At 59.6% G+C, this 14,017-nt stretch carries 14 protein-coding genes and 1 tRNA gene; 6 read left to right on the top strand and 9 right to left on the bottom strand.

The genetic code is table 11. From position 1 onward, the window contains the following. Positions 1 to 50: 50 nt before the first annotated feature. The 3 genes from DSM110093_RS01040 to DSM110093_RS01030 form a co-directional block, all read right to left on the bottom strand. Positions 51 to 446, bottom strand: coding sequence for a response regulator (locus DSM110093_RS01040; RefSeq protein WP_243266306.1), 396 nt, complete (start codon positions 444 to 446; stop codon positions 51 to 53). Between the two features lie 76 nt (positions 447 to 522). Then, positions 523 to 702, bottom strand: coding sequence for a hypothetical protein (locus DSM110093_RS01035; RefSeq protein ID WP_243266305.1), 180 nt, complete (start codon positions 700 to 702; stop codon positions 523 to 525). Positions 703 to 867: 165 nt separating this feature from the next. Then, the gene (locus DSM110093_RS01030) at positions 868 to 1,950 is read right to left on the bottom strand and encodes an FAD-dependent oxidoreductase (RefSeq protein ID WP_243266304.1); all 1,083 of its coding nucleotides are present in this window, start codon (positions 1,948 to 1,950) and stop codon (positions 868 to 870) included. Between the two features lie 252 nt (positions 1,951 to 2,202). On the opposite strand from DSM110093_RS01030, the gene DSM110093_RS01025 reads away from it, so the two are divergent. The 4 genes from DSM110093_RS01025 to DSM110093_RS01010 are packed head-to-tail and all read left to right on the top strand — an operon-like array spanning position 2,203 to position 6,541. Next, positions 2,203 to 3,294: an ABC transporter ATP-binding protein gene (locus DSM110093_RS01025; protein ID WP_243266303.1), complete on the top strand. Its 1,092-nt coding sequence runs from the start codon at positions 2,203 to 2,205 to the stop codon at positions 3,292 to 3,294. Positions 3,295 to 3,354: 60 nt separating this feature from the next. Further along, positions 3,355 to 4,398 (top strand): ABC transporter substrate-binding protein, encoded by a 1,044-nt coding sequence (locus DSM110093_RS01020; RefSeq protein WP_243266302.1) that lies wholly within the window; start codon positions 3,355 to 3,357, stop codon positions 4,396 to 4,398. 60 nt (positions 4,399 to 4,458) lie between these two features. Beyond that, entirely contained in the window at positions 4,459 to 5,688 is a 1,230-nt protein-coding gene (locus DSM110093_RS01015) for an ABC transporter permease (protein ID WP_243266301.1), read from the top strand. 4 nt (positions 5,689 to 5,692) lie between these two features. Continuing rightward, positions 5,693 to 6,541: an ABC transporter permease gene (locus DSM110093_RS01010; protein ID WP_067623087.1), complete on the top strand. Its 849-nt coding sequence runs from the start codon at positions 5,693 to 5,695 to the stop codon at positions 6,539 to 6,541. A gap of 63 nt (positions 6,542 to 6,604) precedes the next feature. On the opposite strand, the gene DSM110093_RS01005 is transcribed toward DSM110093_RS01010, so the two are convergent. Beyond that, positions 6,605 to 6,680, bottom strand: a tRNA-Lys gene (locus tag DSM110093_RS01005). Between the two features lie 104 nt (positions 6,681 to 6,784). On the opposite strand from DSM110093_RS01005, the gene dapF reads away from it, so the two are divergent. After that, complete coding sequence (gene dapF, locus DSM110093_RS01000) at positions 6,785 to 7,618, top strand: diaminopimelate epimerase (RefSeq protein WP_243267647.1); 834 nt, start codon at positions 6,785 to 6,787, stop codon at positions 7,616 to 7,618. Further along, a complete protein-coding gene (gene mtaB / locus DSM110093_RS00995) occupies positions 7,615 to 8,868 on the top strand; it encodes a tRNA (N(6)-L-threonylcarbamoyladenosine(37)-C(2))-methylthiotransferase MtaB (protein ID WP_243266300.1) in 1,254 nt (417 codons plus the stop codon). Before dapF ends, mtaB begins: the two co-directional genes overlap by 4 nt. Before the next feature lie 260 nt (positions 8,869 to 9,128). On the opposite strand, the gene DSM110093_RS20870 is transcribed toward mtaB, so the two are convergent. The 5 genes from DSM110093_RS20870 to DSM110093_RS00970 all read right to left on the bottom strand — a co-directional run bounded on the left by DSM110093_RS20870 (position 9,129) and on the right by DSM110093_RS00970 (position 14,009). Beyond that, positions 9,129 to 10,604: a cytochrome c1 gene (locus DSM110093_RS20870; RefSeq protein ID WP_279290853.1), complete on the bottom strand. Its 1,476-nt coding sequence runs from the start codon at positions 10,602 to 10,604 to the stop codon at positions 9,129 to 9,131. 11 nt (positions 10,605 to 10,615) lie between these two features. Further along, on the bottom strand, positions 10,616 to 11,959 hold the full coding sequence (petB, locus tag DSM110093_RS00985) for a cytochrome b (RefSeq protein WP_093927707.1): 1,344 nt from the start codon (positions 11,957 to 11,959) through the stop codon (positions 10,616 to 10,618). A gap of 15 nt (positions 11,960 to 11,974) precedes the next feature. After that, entirely contained in the window at positions 11,975 to 12,535 is a 561-nt protein-coding gene (gene petA, locus DSM110093_RS00980) for a ubiquinol-cytochrome c reductase iron-sulfur subunit (RefSeq protein WP_243266299.1), read from the bottom strand. 190 nt (positions 12,536 to 12,725) lie between these two features. Next, entirely contained in the window at positions 12,726 to 13,334 is a 609-nt protein-coding gene (locus DSM110093_RS00975) for a glutathione S-transferase (RefSeq protein WP_243266298.1), read from the bottom strand. Positions 13,335 to 13,394: 60 nt separating this feature from the next. Continuing rightward, the gene (locus DSM110093_RS00970) at positions 13,395 to 14,009 is read right to left on the bottom strand and encodes an FMN-binding negative transcriptional regulator (protein WP_243266297.1); all 615 of its coding nucleotides are present in this window, start codon (positions 14,007 to 14,009) and stop codon (positions 13,395 to 13,397) included. Between the last annotated feature and the right edge of the window lie 8 nt (positions 14,010 to 14,017).

Here is a 14,017-nt window from a genome sequence, read left to right as displayed (position 1 = left end):
AAAGGCAAAACGCTCCGCGGTTCAGCTATCGCGCATCCCCCGACAGCGCGCTATTGATCCGGCTGCCTCGCGTTTTGCATACATAGCTGCAACCGTGTTTCGAGCTCTTCCAAACTAAAAGGTTTTTTCAAACAATCGCTTGCCCCTGCCGCCAAGGCGCGTCGCAACAAATCATCATTTTTCCGAGTAGAGATCATTACAACAGGGACCCCCTGATAGAACGGCAACCTTCGAACACTGCTACAGAACTCAAGCCCGTCCATCGCCGGCATCATGAAATCAGTGATGATGATATCCGTCGCAATGCACTGGTTTGTTAGATCATCCAAAGCACGGGCCGGACATTCGTATTCCGCGACGCATGTAAACCCGACTTCGGCAAGGGACGCCTGAATCAGCTGCCGCGCTATGTCACAATCATCGACTACGACAGCATTCAAGTTCATTTCAATCCGCCCTCAACTTATATGATCACACCCCAAGACTCCCAGTATATGCAAAGAGCTAATTTGGAGTGAACTTTCAGATGCGTTTGCCAACAAACATTGCTGACGAAGCACGCACGCAAGCAATATCGCCCTTCTGCCAGACAAGCTCACCCTGAGCCGTGGCATATTTCCCCATGCTGACACAGGCCATGATGGGCACAATCTTTGCGGCGCTTTGAATAGCTTCGCGGGTGCTCTCGAACTGGATAGTCATGGTTTGTGCTCCTATGTTGAATTACCTCAACCTTCGCACAAGGTGCCGCCTGATGCCTGCTGGCGTTGGTATAACCGCTCTACTAATTGGTATATGAGCGGCCCCTGATAGGACTGTGTCAGGTCAGCACCCCCGTGCATTTGCGCAGAGCACTGACCCAATCAGTCAGGGACGGTTCAGCAGTTTTTCATACTTCGACACAAAAAGATGCGCGCCTTTCATCTTCTGCGTGACCCAGTCGCCGACGGTGAACAGCATCAAAAAGCTGTTGCCGCGCTTGGGCCCCAAGGGCAGCAGGATCGGCGCTTCGGGGCCCCAAGGGCGGTAGGTCTTCATATCTGTCAGCTTGCGGCCCGTGATCAGCCCGGTCAGCGTCTTTTTCAACCACGGCAACTGACGGCTAACCGCAACGATGGTCATATTGTCACCGGGGTTCGCAACGTCCCCGGCGGCAAAGACATTGGGCAGGGAGGAGGGGCGCATATAGTCATCGGTTTTGATCCGCTCAGCGGCAGTCACCTCTGCGCCGGGCAGGTTTTTAAGCAGGTCAGAGCAGGCCCGCGCACCAAGGACAGGAAAGATCAGGTCGAACGCTCGCTGCGTCCCATCGCCGAGGGTCACACTGCCCGCATGCGGTTCTGTTTTTGATGCAAGCCCTTCGGCCTTTTCGCCAAGGATGATCTCCACGCCACTGGCTTTCAATTTTCTGCTGAGCGATGTTCCAAGGCTGTCGGGCTTCGCCGCAAAAAGCTTGTCGTCCATCGTGATCAGGGTGATCTTTTTGTCTGGCATGGCATAGGCAATTTCGCCTGCAAGCTCGACACCCACAGCCCCGGCGCCGATAATGCCGATGGTCTTAGCCGACACCAGCTTTTCACGCGCCGCTTGGTTTGCCATGCGCATCCCATCAATGTCAGCGCCTTTAGGCTTGAACGGGGCCGCATAATCCGAACCGGTGGCGACAACGATATAATCCGCGTCAATCCGCGCGCCATCATCTAATGTGACCCCATTCCCATCAACGCCCGTTGCCCGCGCCGCAACCACCCGGCCGCGCTTTAGCAAACGATCATAAGGGATCAACGCCTCTTCGACCAAACCGGGCTGAACCAAGGCACGGATCATCGCTGGCGCATGCACAAAATGGCTGCGCTGTTCGATCAGCGTGACATCGGCTATGTCATCCATCGTCTTGGCGAGCTCAGCGCCCACATATCCGCCACCTATGATTGCGATACGTTTGCCCATTGGTGCTGCCTCCTTCTGATGATGTCTGGTTTCCGGGCATTTACCCATGCGGTCAGCTACCTAAGATAGGCACTCTTTCAGAGATTTCCCGCTTCGCCCCCCTGAAAACCGTTTCCGCTGCCACAAAAGCAGTCACATGCCCGCCCGATAAGCGCGGCAAAGGCGAGGCGATTCTCTTAAGCGATACAACATATTGTTTAGAATCATCGCACCTGCTTAACTCTCCTCAGCGACAGGGAGAGCCGCGGCACAATGAAAGACACCAAAGCAGAGGCTTTTCTGCGTTTTGACAACGTCAAGAAGAGCTACGATCAGGAAAACCTCGTCGTCAAAGGCTTCGACATGGATGTGCAGGAGGGGGAGTTCATCACCCTTCTTGGCCCTTCCGGGTCGGGCAAAACCACCGTTTTGATGATGCTCGCGGGGTTTGAGAGCGTCACCTCGGGCGATATCGCCATCAACGGCAAATCGATCAACAAGACGGCGCCCAACAAACGCAACATTGGCATGGTGTTCCAAAACTACGCGCTGTTCCCGCATATGACGGTGGCCGAAAACCTCGCCTATCCGCTGGCGGTGCGGAAAATGTCCAAGGCCGATATCAAAGAGCGTGTCGCGGAATATCTGGCATTGGTCGAACTTTCGGCCTTTGGCGACCGCCGCCCCGGTCAGCTTTCCGGTGGCCAGCGGCAGCGCGTGGCACTGGCCCGCGCGATGATCTTCCAGCCGACGCTCATTCTGATGGACGAACCTTTGGGCGCGCTCGACAAGAACCTGCGCGAACAAATGCAGTTTGAGATCACCCGCCTGCACAAGCAGATCGGCTTTACCGTGATCTATGTCACCCACGACCAGACCGAAGCACTTTCGATGTCCGACCGGATCGCGGTTTTCAACGATGGCGTCGTGCAGCAATGTGCGCCCCCGGCAGAGCTGTATGAGCGGCCCGTGAATGCCTTCGTGGCCGAGTTCATCGGCGAGAATAACTTCGTGCAGGGCAAGGTCAGCCAGATCGCAGGTGGGATCGCCAAAGTCGAGACAGACACTGGCACCATCACCACGCAAACCTCCGAAGGGCTGACCGAAGGTGCGCAATGCCGCGTGTCGATCCGGCCCGAGAAACTGTTCATTCACCCCACGACCCACGCCCATGACAACGCGCTGACGGCGACCTTTGTCACGCGCATCTATGTGGGCGATTTCATCCGCTATTATTTCCGCCTACCCGACGGCACCGACATTATCGTCAAGGTGCTCAACGACCTGTCCGCGCCGGAGTTCGAAGACGGCGCGACAGCGCAGCTGTTGTCCCTGACGAAAGATTGCATCGCCTTTGCCAATTGAGGGCGACCGGGGGCAAACCGGGGCCCCGCAAAAGACCTGGACATGACAAGGAGAGACCCGATGAAGAAACATCTGACGTATCTGGCCACGACGGCGCTGCTTGCCAGCCCTGTTCTGGCCCAAGATTTGACGGTGACGTCCTTCGGCGGCGCATATGGCGCGGCACAGATGGAGCACATGATTGAACCCTACATGAAGGAATCCGGCACCAACGTCTTGTTCGAAGACTACGGCGGCGGCGTGGCCGAGATGAAGGCGCAGGTCGAAGCCGGCAACATCCTGTGGGATGTGGTCGACATCGAAGTGATCGACCTCGAACGCGCATGCGCTGAGGGCTATCTGGAAGTGATCGACCAATCCGTTCTGCCCGAGGGCGACGATGGCACCGCAGCGGCGGATGACTTCATCGAAGACGCGCTGGCCAATGAATGTGGCGTCGGCAATATCGTTTGGTCCGTCGTCTTTGCGGTGAACACAGAAAACGGCGAAGGCCCGAAGACCATCGAAGACTTCTTTGACACCGAAGCCTTCCCCGGCAAACGCGGTCTGCGCAAACGCCCCCAAGTAAACATGGAATGGGCGCTGCTGGCCGATGGCGTTGCCCCCGAAGAAGTCTATGAGGTGCTGGCCACCGAAGAGGGCCAAGCCCAAGCCTTTGCCAAGCTCGACACCATCAAGGATGAGATCACTTGGTACGACAGCTGGTCTCAGGCCCCCGTCCTGCTGAACGACGGCGGTGCCACCATGGTGCAATCCGCCAACGGTCGTATCTTTGCCGCGATCAAGGACGATGGCGCCCCCTTCGAGATCGTCTGGGACAGCCATATCTATGACCTCGACGTCTGGGCGATCATGAAAGGCACCGAGAAGAAAGAAGAGGCGATGGAGTTCATCAAATTCGCCACCGGCACCGTGCCGCTCTCGGGGATGCAAGACGTGGCCTACGGCCCGACCCGCGCCTCTGCTCAGGCGCTGCTGCCCGAAGAGGTCAAGCAAGACCTGCCGACCGCGCACCTTGATGAGGGCGTGAAAGCCGATGGTATCTTCTGGGCCGACTACGGCGAAAGCCTTGGCGAGAAGTTCAACGAATGGCTGCTGCAATAAGCACCCTGCCCCGCGCCTTTCCGGGCGCGGGGACCCCAGACCTTAGAGATGAGTAATCGCGTGTCCAGCCTCACTTCCGAAGACGCCGCCAACGCCCGTCGCCAATTGCGCAGACGCCGCACGCAGGCGTTTTTGTTCGTGGTGCCGCTGCTGGTCTTTATCCTCTTTGCCTTTGTGGCCCCGATCACCACGATGCTGTTTCGCAGTGTCTATAACCCGACCGTCGCCGAACTGGTGCCTGAAACGCTGACCATGCTCGAAGATTGGTCCGGTGAGGAACTGCCCGGTGACGCCACGATCACCCGCTTTGCCATCGACATGAAGCGCATGGCCAATGACCGCACCTCTGGCCGTTTGGCGGATGAGATCAACCGCGCCCTGCCGGGCATGTCGAGCGTCGTAAAATCCACCGCCCGCGGTCTGCGCCGTGCCGATGATGCGGAACTCGCCGCCAACGGGGCCGAGATGCTGCTGGCCGAGAATGACCGCTGGGCCAAACCAGCCACATGGCGCGCGATCCGCAGCGCCGGGCAGGCCTATACCTCAAGCTATTACCTCACCGCCGTCGATCTGGAGTACGACGCCGAAGGCGAGATCATCATGCGTGATACGCAGATCTACAAACAGCTCTATACCAAGACGCTGAAGATGGCGCTGATCATCACCGGGCTGACCATGTTGCTGGGCTATCCGCTGGCGTTCTATATGTCCCAAGCCTCTCCGGCGACGGCGAACTTCCTGATGGTCTTTGTGCTGCTGCCGTTCTGGACTTCGCTTCTGGTGCGCACGACCGCTTGGATCGCCCTGCTGCAAGCGGGCGGCGTGGTGAACTCTACGCTGATTTGGGCGGGGCTGATCAATGAGCCGATTGAACTGCTCTACAATGAGTTCTCCACCATCCTCGCCATGACCCACATCCTGCTGCCCTTCATGGTGCTGCCGCTCTATGCGGTGATGCGCGGGATCGACGCGAGCTTCATGCGCGCCGCGATTTCGATGGGCTCGAACCCCATCGGCGCTTGGTACAAAATCTACCTGCCGATGAGCCTGCCGGGCCTCTCGGCTGGGGCGCTGTTGGTCTTCATCATCTCGGTGGGCTATTACATCACGCCCGCGCTGGTGGGCGGCACCGATGGTCAGATGATCTCCAACATCATCGCCTTCCACATGCAGGTCTCGAACAACTGGGAACTGGCGGCGGCGCTTGGCTCGCTCCTCTTGATCCTGATCCTCGTCCTCTACTGGCTGTTCGACCGTTTCGTCGGCACCGACAACCTCAAGCTGGGATGACGCCATGAGCCCATTGCCCGACTATTACACGATCTGGCACAAAGCGGGCCACTACGGCCTGCGCATCATGGCGGCCTTGGTGCTCATATTCCTGATGCTGCCGATCCTCGTGATCATGCCGCTGTCGTTCAATGCCGAGCCGTTCTTTACCTTTACTCAAGGCATGCTGTCACTCGACCCCGACGCCTATTCGACGCGCTGGTACCAAGAGATTGTCGATGACCAGAAATGGCGCATCGCGATCCGCAACAGCTTCCTTGTCGGCATCGCAGCTGCCAGTATCGCTACGGTGCTGGGGACACTGGCCGCCGTCGGCCTCGCCTCGCCTTGGATGCCGTTCAAACGGATCATTACCGCACTGTTGCTGTCGCCGATGATCGTGCCGTTGATCATCATCGCGGCGGGCATGTTCTTTTTCTACACTCAGTTCAATCTGGTCGGCACCTTCACCGGGCTGATCATCGCCCATGCGGCGCTTGGCGTGCCCTTTGTCATCATCACCGTCACCGCCACGCTCAGCGGTTTTGACCGCTCGCTCTTCGTGGCGGGGCTGAGCCTTGGGGCCTCTCCGATCAAGGTGTTCTGGGACGTGGTGATACCGCTCATTCGCCCGGGCGTGATCTCGGGCGGGCTCTTTGCCTTTGTCACATCTTTTGACGAGGTGGTGCTGGTGCTCTTCCTCGCAGGCCCCGAACAGCGCACGATTCCGCGGCAGATGTTCTCGGGTCTGCGTGAGCAGATCAACCCGACGATTCTGGCGGTGGCGACGCTGCTGGTGGTGCTCTCGGCGACGATGCTTTTCGTGCTGGAAGCGCTGCGCCGACGCTCGGCACGGCTGCGGGGTCAGGAATAGGCGAAACCGCCCGCGGGCGGCACCAAACACCTGATCCACAACCATATTCGGGGGGGGGGTGAGTGGTGAGCCGTGATGGGTTCGAACCATCGACCTACTGATTAAAAGTCAGTTGCTCTACCAACTGAGCTAACGGCCCACTAGGCGGGTAACTAGAAATTACGGGCGGCAGGGTCAAGCCCTTAATTACGAAAATAATGCGAGATGCTGGATTAGTTTCCATGCCGGGGTTATATGCCCCGAATGTACAGCGATCAGACCCCCGGATTGCCCTTCATGAAAATGCATGGGCTAGGCAATGACTTCGTCGTGTTTGATGCACGTGCGGAGGCAATCGACGTGACTCCGGCGATGGCGCAGGCCATCGGGCACCGGCAATTTGGCGTGGGATTCGATCAGCTTGCGGTCATCACGCAGGGTTCAGGCGACGCGCATCTGACGTTTTACAACAGCGACGGCTCCCTCTCCGCCGCCTGCGGCAATGCCACCCGCTGCATCGCGCGCTACCTGATGGACGAGTCGGGCCGCGATTCGCTGCATTTGACCACCGCGCGGGGTGATCTGGCGGCGAAAAACGCCGGGGGCGGTCTGACCTCCGTCAACATGGGCCACCCGCAGTTGAATTGGGAGGAGGTGCCACTGGCGCGCGAATTGGACACGCTGCACCTGCCGATTCACGGCGACCCCGTCGCCACCGGCATGGGCAATCCGCATTGCACCTTTTTCGTCGATGATGCCGAGGCGGTGGACCTCTCCGATCTCGGCCCCCGCGCCGAGCATGACCCGCTTTACCCTGAGCGCACCAATGTGCAGGTCGCGCAGATCGTCGGGCCGGACCATATCCGCATGCGCGTTTGGGAGCGCGGCGTTGGCGTCACGCTGGCCTCGGGCTCGTCGTCCTGCGCCACAGCCGTCGCCGCCGCCCGTCGGGGCCTCACGGGCCGCGCCGTGCGTATCGACCTCGACGGTGGTACGCTCCACATCGACTGGCGCGAGGATGGCGTATGGATGACGGGGCCGACCGCCCATGTCTTCTCCGGCACCTTCACCCCCGAGTTTCTGGAGAGCCTGACATGAGCGCCCCGATCTTCAGCACCATGGGCTGCCGTCTCAACGCCTATGAGACCGAGGCGATGAAGGAACTCGCCGAACAGGCCGGGCTGGAAAACGCCGTGGTGGTCAACACCTGCGCCGTCACCGCCGAGGCCGTGCGCAAAGCCCGCCAAGACATCCGTAAACTGCGCAAAGCGCATCCCGATGCGCGGCTGATCGTCACCGGCTGCGCCGCACAGACCGAGCCCGAGACCTTCAACGCCATGCCAGAGGTCGACGCCGTGATCGGCAACACCGAAAAAATGCAGGGCGCGACATGGCAGGGCATGGCCGCTGATTTTATCGGTGAGACCGAGACGGTGCAGGTCGACGACATCATGTCGGTGACCGAAACCGCGGGCCATTTGATCGACGGGTTTGGCACCCGCAGCCGCGCCTATGTGCAGGTCCAGAATGGCTGCGACCATCGCTGCACCTTCTGCATCATTCCTTACGGTCGCGGCAATTCACGCTCGGTCCCCGCAGGGGTCGTGGTGGATCAGATCAAGCGGTTGGTCGACAAGGGCTTTAACGAGGTGGTGCTGACCGGGGTCGACCTGACATCATGGGGGGCCGATCTGCCCGCCACGCCAAAGCTCGGCGATCTGGTGATGCGAATCTTGCGTCTGGTCCCGGATCTGCCGCGCTTGCGGATCTCCTCGATCGATTCGATTGAGGTGGATGAAAACCTGATGCAGGCCATCGCGACTGAGCCACGCCTGATGCCGCATCTGCACCTGTCGTTGCAGCATGGAGACGACATGATCCTCAAGCGCATGAAGCGCCGTCATCTACGCGACGACGCGATCCGTTTTGCTCAAGAGGCCCGCGCTTTGCGGCCCGACATGACCTTTGGTGCCGATATTATTGCCGGTTTCCCAACCGAGACCGAAGCGATGTTTGAAAACTCTCTGAAACTGGTCGAGGAATGTGACCTCACATGGTTGCATGTCTTCCCCTACTCTGCCCGCCCCGGCACCCCCGCGGCGCGGATGCCTGCGGTGAATGGTGCTGCGATCAAGACCCGCGCGGCACGGCTGCGCGCGGTGGGAGAGCGGCAAGTGCAGCGGCATCTAGAGGCGCAGATCGGGCAAACGCATGATGTGCTAATGGAGAACCCGCACATGGGGCGCACAGCGCAGTTCACCGAGGTGAGTTTTGCTGCGCCACAGGTCGAGGGCGACATCGTGCGGGCCGAGATTACTGGAATTTCAGGCGCGCAGCTGACTGCCTAACGCTGGGGGCATCGCCCTCCCTGAAGGGCGATGCAACTTGGCTGTATCCACACGGCCTGCCTTACCAGAGACTTTTCCGTATCATGAAACGGTGCAAAATCGCCCCCTGGTGAGAGGGAGGGCGATGCCCGGTGCGCGACCGGGCGGAACACGTTTTGAGGTTTTAAGCCAAATGGCCCCCGACATTTTGCAAGGCCATTAAAGCAAAAGGGCGCCGGTTTCCCGACGCCCTTTCTCATCTGTAAAAAGCCGTGGCCCGATCAGTCGTCCTTGCGGCGGTTCTTGACCGGTGCCCAGAGCTTTTTGTTGGTCAGATAGAGCAGCACCGAAAGCAGACCCAGCAACACAACACCGGCAAATCCAGCCTGTTTGCGTGCGCCCAGCTTGGGTTCGGCGGTCCACATCAGGAAGGCAGAGACATCCTCGGCCATGTGCTGCACGTCGTTGGCATGCTCATCCGAAAATTCGACCAGCTCATCCGACAAGGGCGGCGCCATGGCGATCCAACCACCGGGGAAAACGGTGTTTTCATAGAGCACGGTACCCGCCTGTTCCTTTTCCTCACCGGTATAACCGGTCAGCAGTGCGGTGATATACTCCGGCCCACCGATCCCTTTGAGGAACTGGTTGATGCCCAGACCGTAAGGACCATGGAACGCGGCGCGTTTCTTGGCCATCAGGGACAGGTCAGGTGCGTTGGGCAGGTTGGAGCCGGGGAAGTGGTCAACCGGGGTGCCGGGGCGGGTGTCGTCCAGCTCGGCGTCATAGACGTCATAGCCTTTGGCGTATTCGATCACCTGATCTTCGGGCATGTTCGGACCGCTTTCGTCCGCCAATGTCCGCATCGCCACATATTCCAGACCGTGGCACGCTGCGCAAACCTCGGTGTAGATCTGCAGACCGCGCTGAAGCTGGTTTACGTCATACCCGCCGAAGGGACCATCGAAAGAGAAGTCGATGTTGTCGATATGCGGTGTGGCGTGCGAATCATGCGCGTCGTCACCGTGATCGCCTTCTTCGGCGTGATCATCGGCAGCGTGTTCTTCGCCGTGATCATCAGCTTCCATGACACCTACGTTGGGGTGATCGCTATGCGCTTGGCCGTCAACATCATCTTCAGCGATCACGTCGTTCTCGGCGTTTTCCTCAGCTGTCGATTGCACTTCGTCGGTGGCTTCGACCTCTTCGGCGGGCGCTTCTGCCGCATCTTCTTCGGAAACTTCCTCTGTCGCGTCCTCAGCGGGTGCTTCTTCAGTTGTTTCTTCTTCAGCAGCTTCTTCTGCAGGTGCCTCTTCGGTCACAGCTTCGTCAGCTGCAGGGGCTTCTTCAGTCGCCACGGTCTCGGCAGGAGCTTCTTCGCTCGCAGCCTCTTCCGCTGGCGCCTCTTGAGGTGTCACTTCCTCGTCAGGCGCTTCCTCGGCGGGGGCCTCTGCGGTTGTGGGTTCCTCGGCAGGTGCTTCCTCGGCTGCGGGTTCGTCTGCCGGGGCCGCTTCGACTTCTGGTTCAGCCTCAGTCGCCTCGGCTTCTGCCGGTGCTTCTTCAGCTTGCGTTTCTTCCGCCGGTGCTTCTTCGGCTGCTGGTGCCTCAGTAGGCGCGGTCTCGGCTTCGGCCTCCGGCGTTTCCGCCGGAGTTGTTAGCTGTTCTTCTTCTGTCGCTGTGTCCTGCGCCAGCACTGCCGTTCCAGGCAGGGCGAGGCCCAAAGTTACCACGGCAGAAAGGAGGTTGGTCTTCATCATGGTCATGATCCTTATTCCGCCGGGTTCACAAGCGTCTTGGTACCGCCTGCCTTGGGCGCATAATGCGCGTCAAAGTCGGCTTCGATGGTTTCAGGCTGCGCCAGCGGCTTCTCGATCACGCCCAAGAGGGGCAGGATGACGAGGAAGTAGGCGAACCAGTAGGCCGATGCGATCAATGAGAAGCTCGCATAAGGCTCTTCTGCGGGCATCGCACCCAGCCACATCAGGGCAAAGAAGTCGATCACCAGCAGGGCGAACCACCATTTGAACATCGGGCGATACCGGCCCGACCGTACAGAGGATGTGTCCAGCCAAGGCACCAGCGCCATGACAGCAATTGCCCCGAACATCGCCAACACGCCAAAGAACTTGGCGTCGATGATGCCGCCGGTCACGAAGGACGCGATTTGGACAACCCAAACCTCGGAGGTGAAGGCCCGCAAGATCGCATAGAAGGGCAAGAAGTACCATTCCGGCACGATGTGCGCAGGCGTCGCCAGAGCGTTGGCTTCGATATAGTTGTCAGGGTGGCCAAGGTAGTTTGGCATAAAGCCAACAACCGCGAAGAACACTGTCAAGATAACCGCCAACGCGAACAAGTCCTTGATCACGAAGTAGGGCCAGAACGGCAGCGTGTCTTTCTTGGCGTCTTCTTTGGAGGTGCGGCGCACTTCAACCCCGGTAGGGTTGTTGTTGCCGGTCGTGTGGAAGGCCCAGATGTGGAGAACCACAAGACCCGCAATCACGAAGGGCAGCAGATAGTGCAGCGAGAAGAAGCGGTTCAGTGTCGCGTTATCAACGGCAGGTCCACCCAACAGGAAGGTCTGAAGACCCTCGCCGATAAAGGGGATCGCGCCAAAGAGGCCGGTAATAACCGTGGCACCCCAGAAGGACATCTGACCCCAAGGCAGAACGTAGCCCATAAAGCCCGTGGCCATCATCAACAGATAGATCAACATGCCGATAATCCATGTGATCTCACGCGGGGCTTTGTAGGACCCGTAGTAGAGACCACGGAAGATGTGGGCATAGACCGCGATAAAGAACAGTGACGCGCCGTTCATGTGCAGGTAGCGGATCATATAGCCGCCGTTCACGTCACGCATGATGTGTTCGACAGACGCAAAGGCCAGATCGACATGCGGCGTGTAGTGCATCACCAAAACGATGCCGGTGATGATCTGCAGTGCCAGACAGAAAGTCAGCACGATGCCCCAAATCCACATCCAGTTCAGGTTCTTGGGCGTGGGGATCATCAATGTGTCGTACAACAGGCCAACGATGGGAAGGCGGCGGTGCAGCCACTTTTCGCCGTTCGAATTCGGCTCGTAATGGTCGTGAGGAATTCCAGACATCTCTCTTCCGCTCCCTTAACCCAGTTTAATCGTGGACTCGTCCACGAATTCGGCGACAGGCACCGGCAAGTTGCGTGGGGCCGGCCCTTTACGGATGCGGCCCGCGGTATCGTAGTGCGATCCGTGGCAGGGGCAGAACCAGCCGCCAAAGTCGCCAGCATCACCCAGCGGCACGCAGCCGAGGTGTGTACAAACGCCCATCTGAACCAGCCACTCGCCAGTTTCGTCCAATGCGCGGTTTTCGTCTGTGGCAGGCACGTCGCTGCCAAGGTTCGCGTTTTGCGCAACCGGGTCCGGCAGGCTGGATACGTCGACGGCTTTCGCCTCTTCGATCTCGGCCTCAGTACGGCGGCGAATGAAAACGGGCTTGCCCAGCCATTTCACGGTCAACTGCGTCCCGGCATCAACGCCGGAGACATCCACGCGGATGGACGACAGCGCCTTTACGTCGGCAGAGGGGTTCATCTGGTTGACCAGCGGCCAGACGGCGGTACCAACGGCGACGGCACCTGTACCGGCTGTCGCGTAATACAGGAAATCCCTCCGGGTGCCTGCGTGTTCTTCTGCTTGGGACACGGGTTTACTCCAATTCTTGGCCAAATTTGGCCGTCAGACATAGGGGTGGCGTCACCTTGCCACCTGACTTCTCGCCGCTATCTACCGGGATGGACCGCGCCCGTCCAGATGTCAAAGCCGCGCATCTTGGATCAACCGCGCCACAACGCGGCAAAAATACCGCGATTGTGGCAATATCATTACGGCCCGATTACTGCGGCGGCACCGTATGCATCATTGCGGGACGCGAATCAAAGGCATCGAACCAAGCTGCCAGATCGGGGTTTCCGGCCCGCCAATCCCGCGCGCCATGGCGGAAATCGACATAACCCAAGGCGCAACCAAGCGCGATCTGCCCCATATCCAAAGGCCCGGCCAAATGCGCCGCCCATTGATTGTTAAGCGCCTTACAGGCCCGTTCGACCTTGCCCCACTGGCCTTCGACCCATTCGGGCATGCGTTTGTCTTCGGGGCGCAGCTTGCCTTCGTAGACCATGGCGAGCGCGGCATCGAGCATGCCGTCCGCCGTGGCCTCCAGCGTCAAAGTGTCCCACCTTCTTGTGCCTTGGGGGTACAGCCCAGCCCCCGCGCGGTCATCCAGATAGGCGCAGATCACCCGGCTGTCATAAAGCGTGCAGCCGTCTGGCCGCTCTAACGCGGGCACTTTGGTCAACGGGTTGCGCGCGGCAAAGCCCTCAGCCGGGGCCAGCGGCGTGCCCGAAGTCGGCTCTAGCGCGACATCATCAAGCTGCCCGGTCTCATGCAGCAGCACCATGACCTTGCGGACATAGGGCGAGGTTGGAGAATAGAATAGTTTCACGTGAAGTCCCCCCTTGGTTGACCGTACTATTCAACGGGGCAGAGCCAGACGCAACGGCGATCAAACGCCGCGCATCAGGGCCGCCACCACCGCCGGTTCCGTCCCAAATCCATGCGCCGCCATCTGATCCGCCGCCGCCAGACGCACGGCCTCATCCTTGTTCTGACTCAGCTTCCACGTGCCGTCGATCCCAGTGACGCGGATCTGGCAGGGCACGATCATACGCAGCATCTTGTCGCGCGCCTCGGGGGTCATCTTGTCCATCTTCCACGGGGTCTTGGGCGCCAGCCGCGCCTCATAGACCGCCGATTGCCGCGCCAGCAGATCGGGCAGTTCCTCTGCCGGGCGCGCCTCTAGCATCCCGGTCAGATGCACGGCGACGTAGTTCCATGTCGGCACTTGGTCTTCGATGCCGTACCAATCGGGCGAGACATAGCTGTCGGCCCCGGTCACCGCCAATCGCACCGGCTGCGGGGCCTTCAGCGCCCGCGCGATGGAGTTTGAGCGCACCAGATGGAGCTCTGCCAAATCCCCGGCAGCGTTCAGAATGAAGGGTACATGCGCCATCAGTGGCCCTTCCGCCCCGTTGATCGCCAAGACACCAAAGCCGGTGTCACGGGCAAAGGCAAGGTTCCGGTCACGGCCCTCTTTGCGGTAGATCGGATTGGGATGCATGACGGCTC

The sequence above is a fragment of the Sulfitobacter sp. DSM 110093 genome, assembly GCF_022788715.1.
Taxonomy (GTDB): domain Bacteria; phylum Pseudomonadota; class Alphaproteobacteria; order Rhodobacterales; family Rhodobacteraceae; genus Sulfitobacter.
This window is presented reverse-complemented; position numbering and strand designations above follow the sequence as displayed.

Bases quoted from the DNA above. Each gene is read 5' to 3' on its own strand.
- DSM110093_RS01020 (WP_243266302.1), top strand. From the start codon at position 3,355: ATGAAGAAACATCTGACGTATCTGGCCACGACGGCGCTGCTTGCCAGC.
- dapF (WP_243267647.1), top strand. From the start codon at position 6,785: ATGTACAGCGATCAGACCCCCGGATTGCCCTTCATGAAAATGCATGGG.
- DSM110093_RS01040 (WP_243266306.1), bottom strand. From the start codon at position 446: ATGAACTTGAATGCTGTCGTAGTCGATGATTGTGACATAGCGCGGCAG.
- mtaB (WP_243266300.1), top strand. From the start codon at position 7,615: ATGAGCGCCCCGATCTTCAGCACCATGGGCTGCCGTCTCAACGCCTAT.
- DSM110093_RS01035 (WP_243266305.1), bottom strand. From the start codon at position 702: ATGACTATCCAGTTCGAGAGCACCCGCGAAGCTATTCAAAGCGCCGCA.
- petB (WP_093927707.1), bottom strand. From the start codon at position 11,959: ATGTCTGGAATTCCTCACGACCATTACGAGCCGAATTCGAACGGCGAA.
- DSM110093_RS01025 (WP_243266303.1), top strand. From the start codon at position 2,203: ATGAAAGACACCAAAGCAGAGGCTTTTCTGCGTTTTGACAACGTCAAG.
- DSM110093_RS20870 (WP_279290853.1), bottom strand. From the start codon at position 10,604: ATGATGAAGACCAACCTCCTTTCTGCCGTGGTAACTTTGGGCCTCGCC.
- DSM110093_RS01010 (WP_067623087.1), top strand. From the start codon at position 5,693: ATGAGCCCATTGCCCGACTATTACACGATCTGGCACAAAGCGGGCCAC.
- DSM110093_RS00970 (WP_243266297.1), bottom strand. From the start codon at position 14,009: ATGCATCCCAATCCGATCTACCGCAAAGAGGGCCGTGACCGGAACCTT.
- DSM110093_RS01030 (WP_243266304.1), bottom strand. From the start codon at position 1,950: ATGGGCAAACGTATCGCAATCATAGGTGGCGGATATGTGGGCGCTGAG.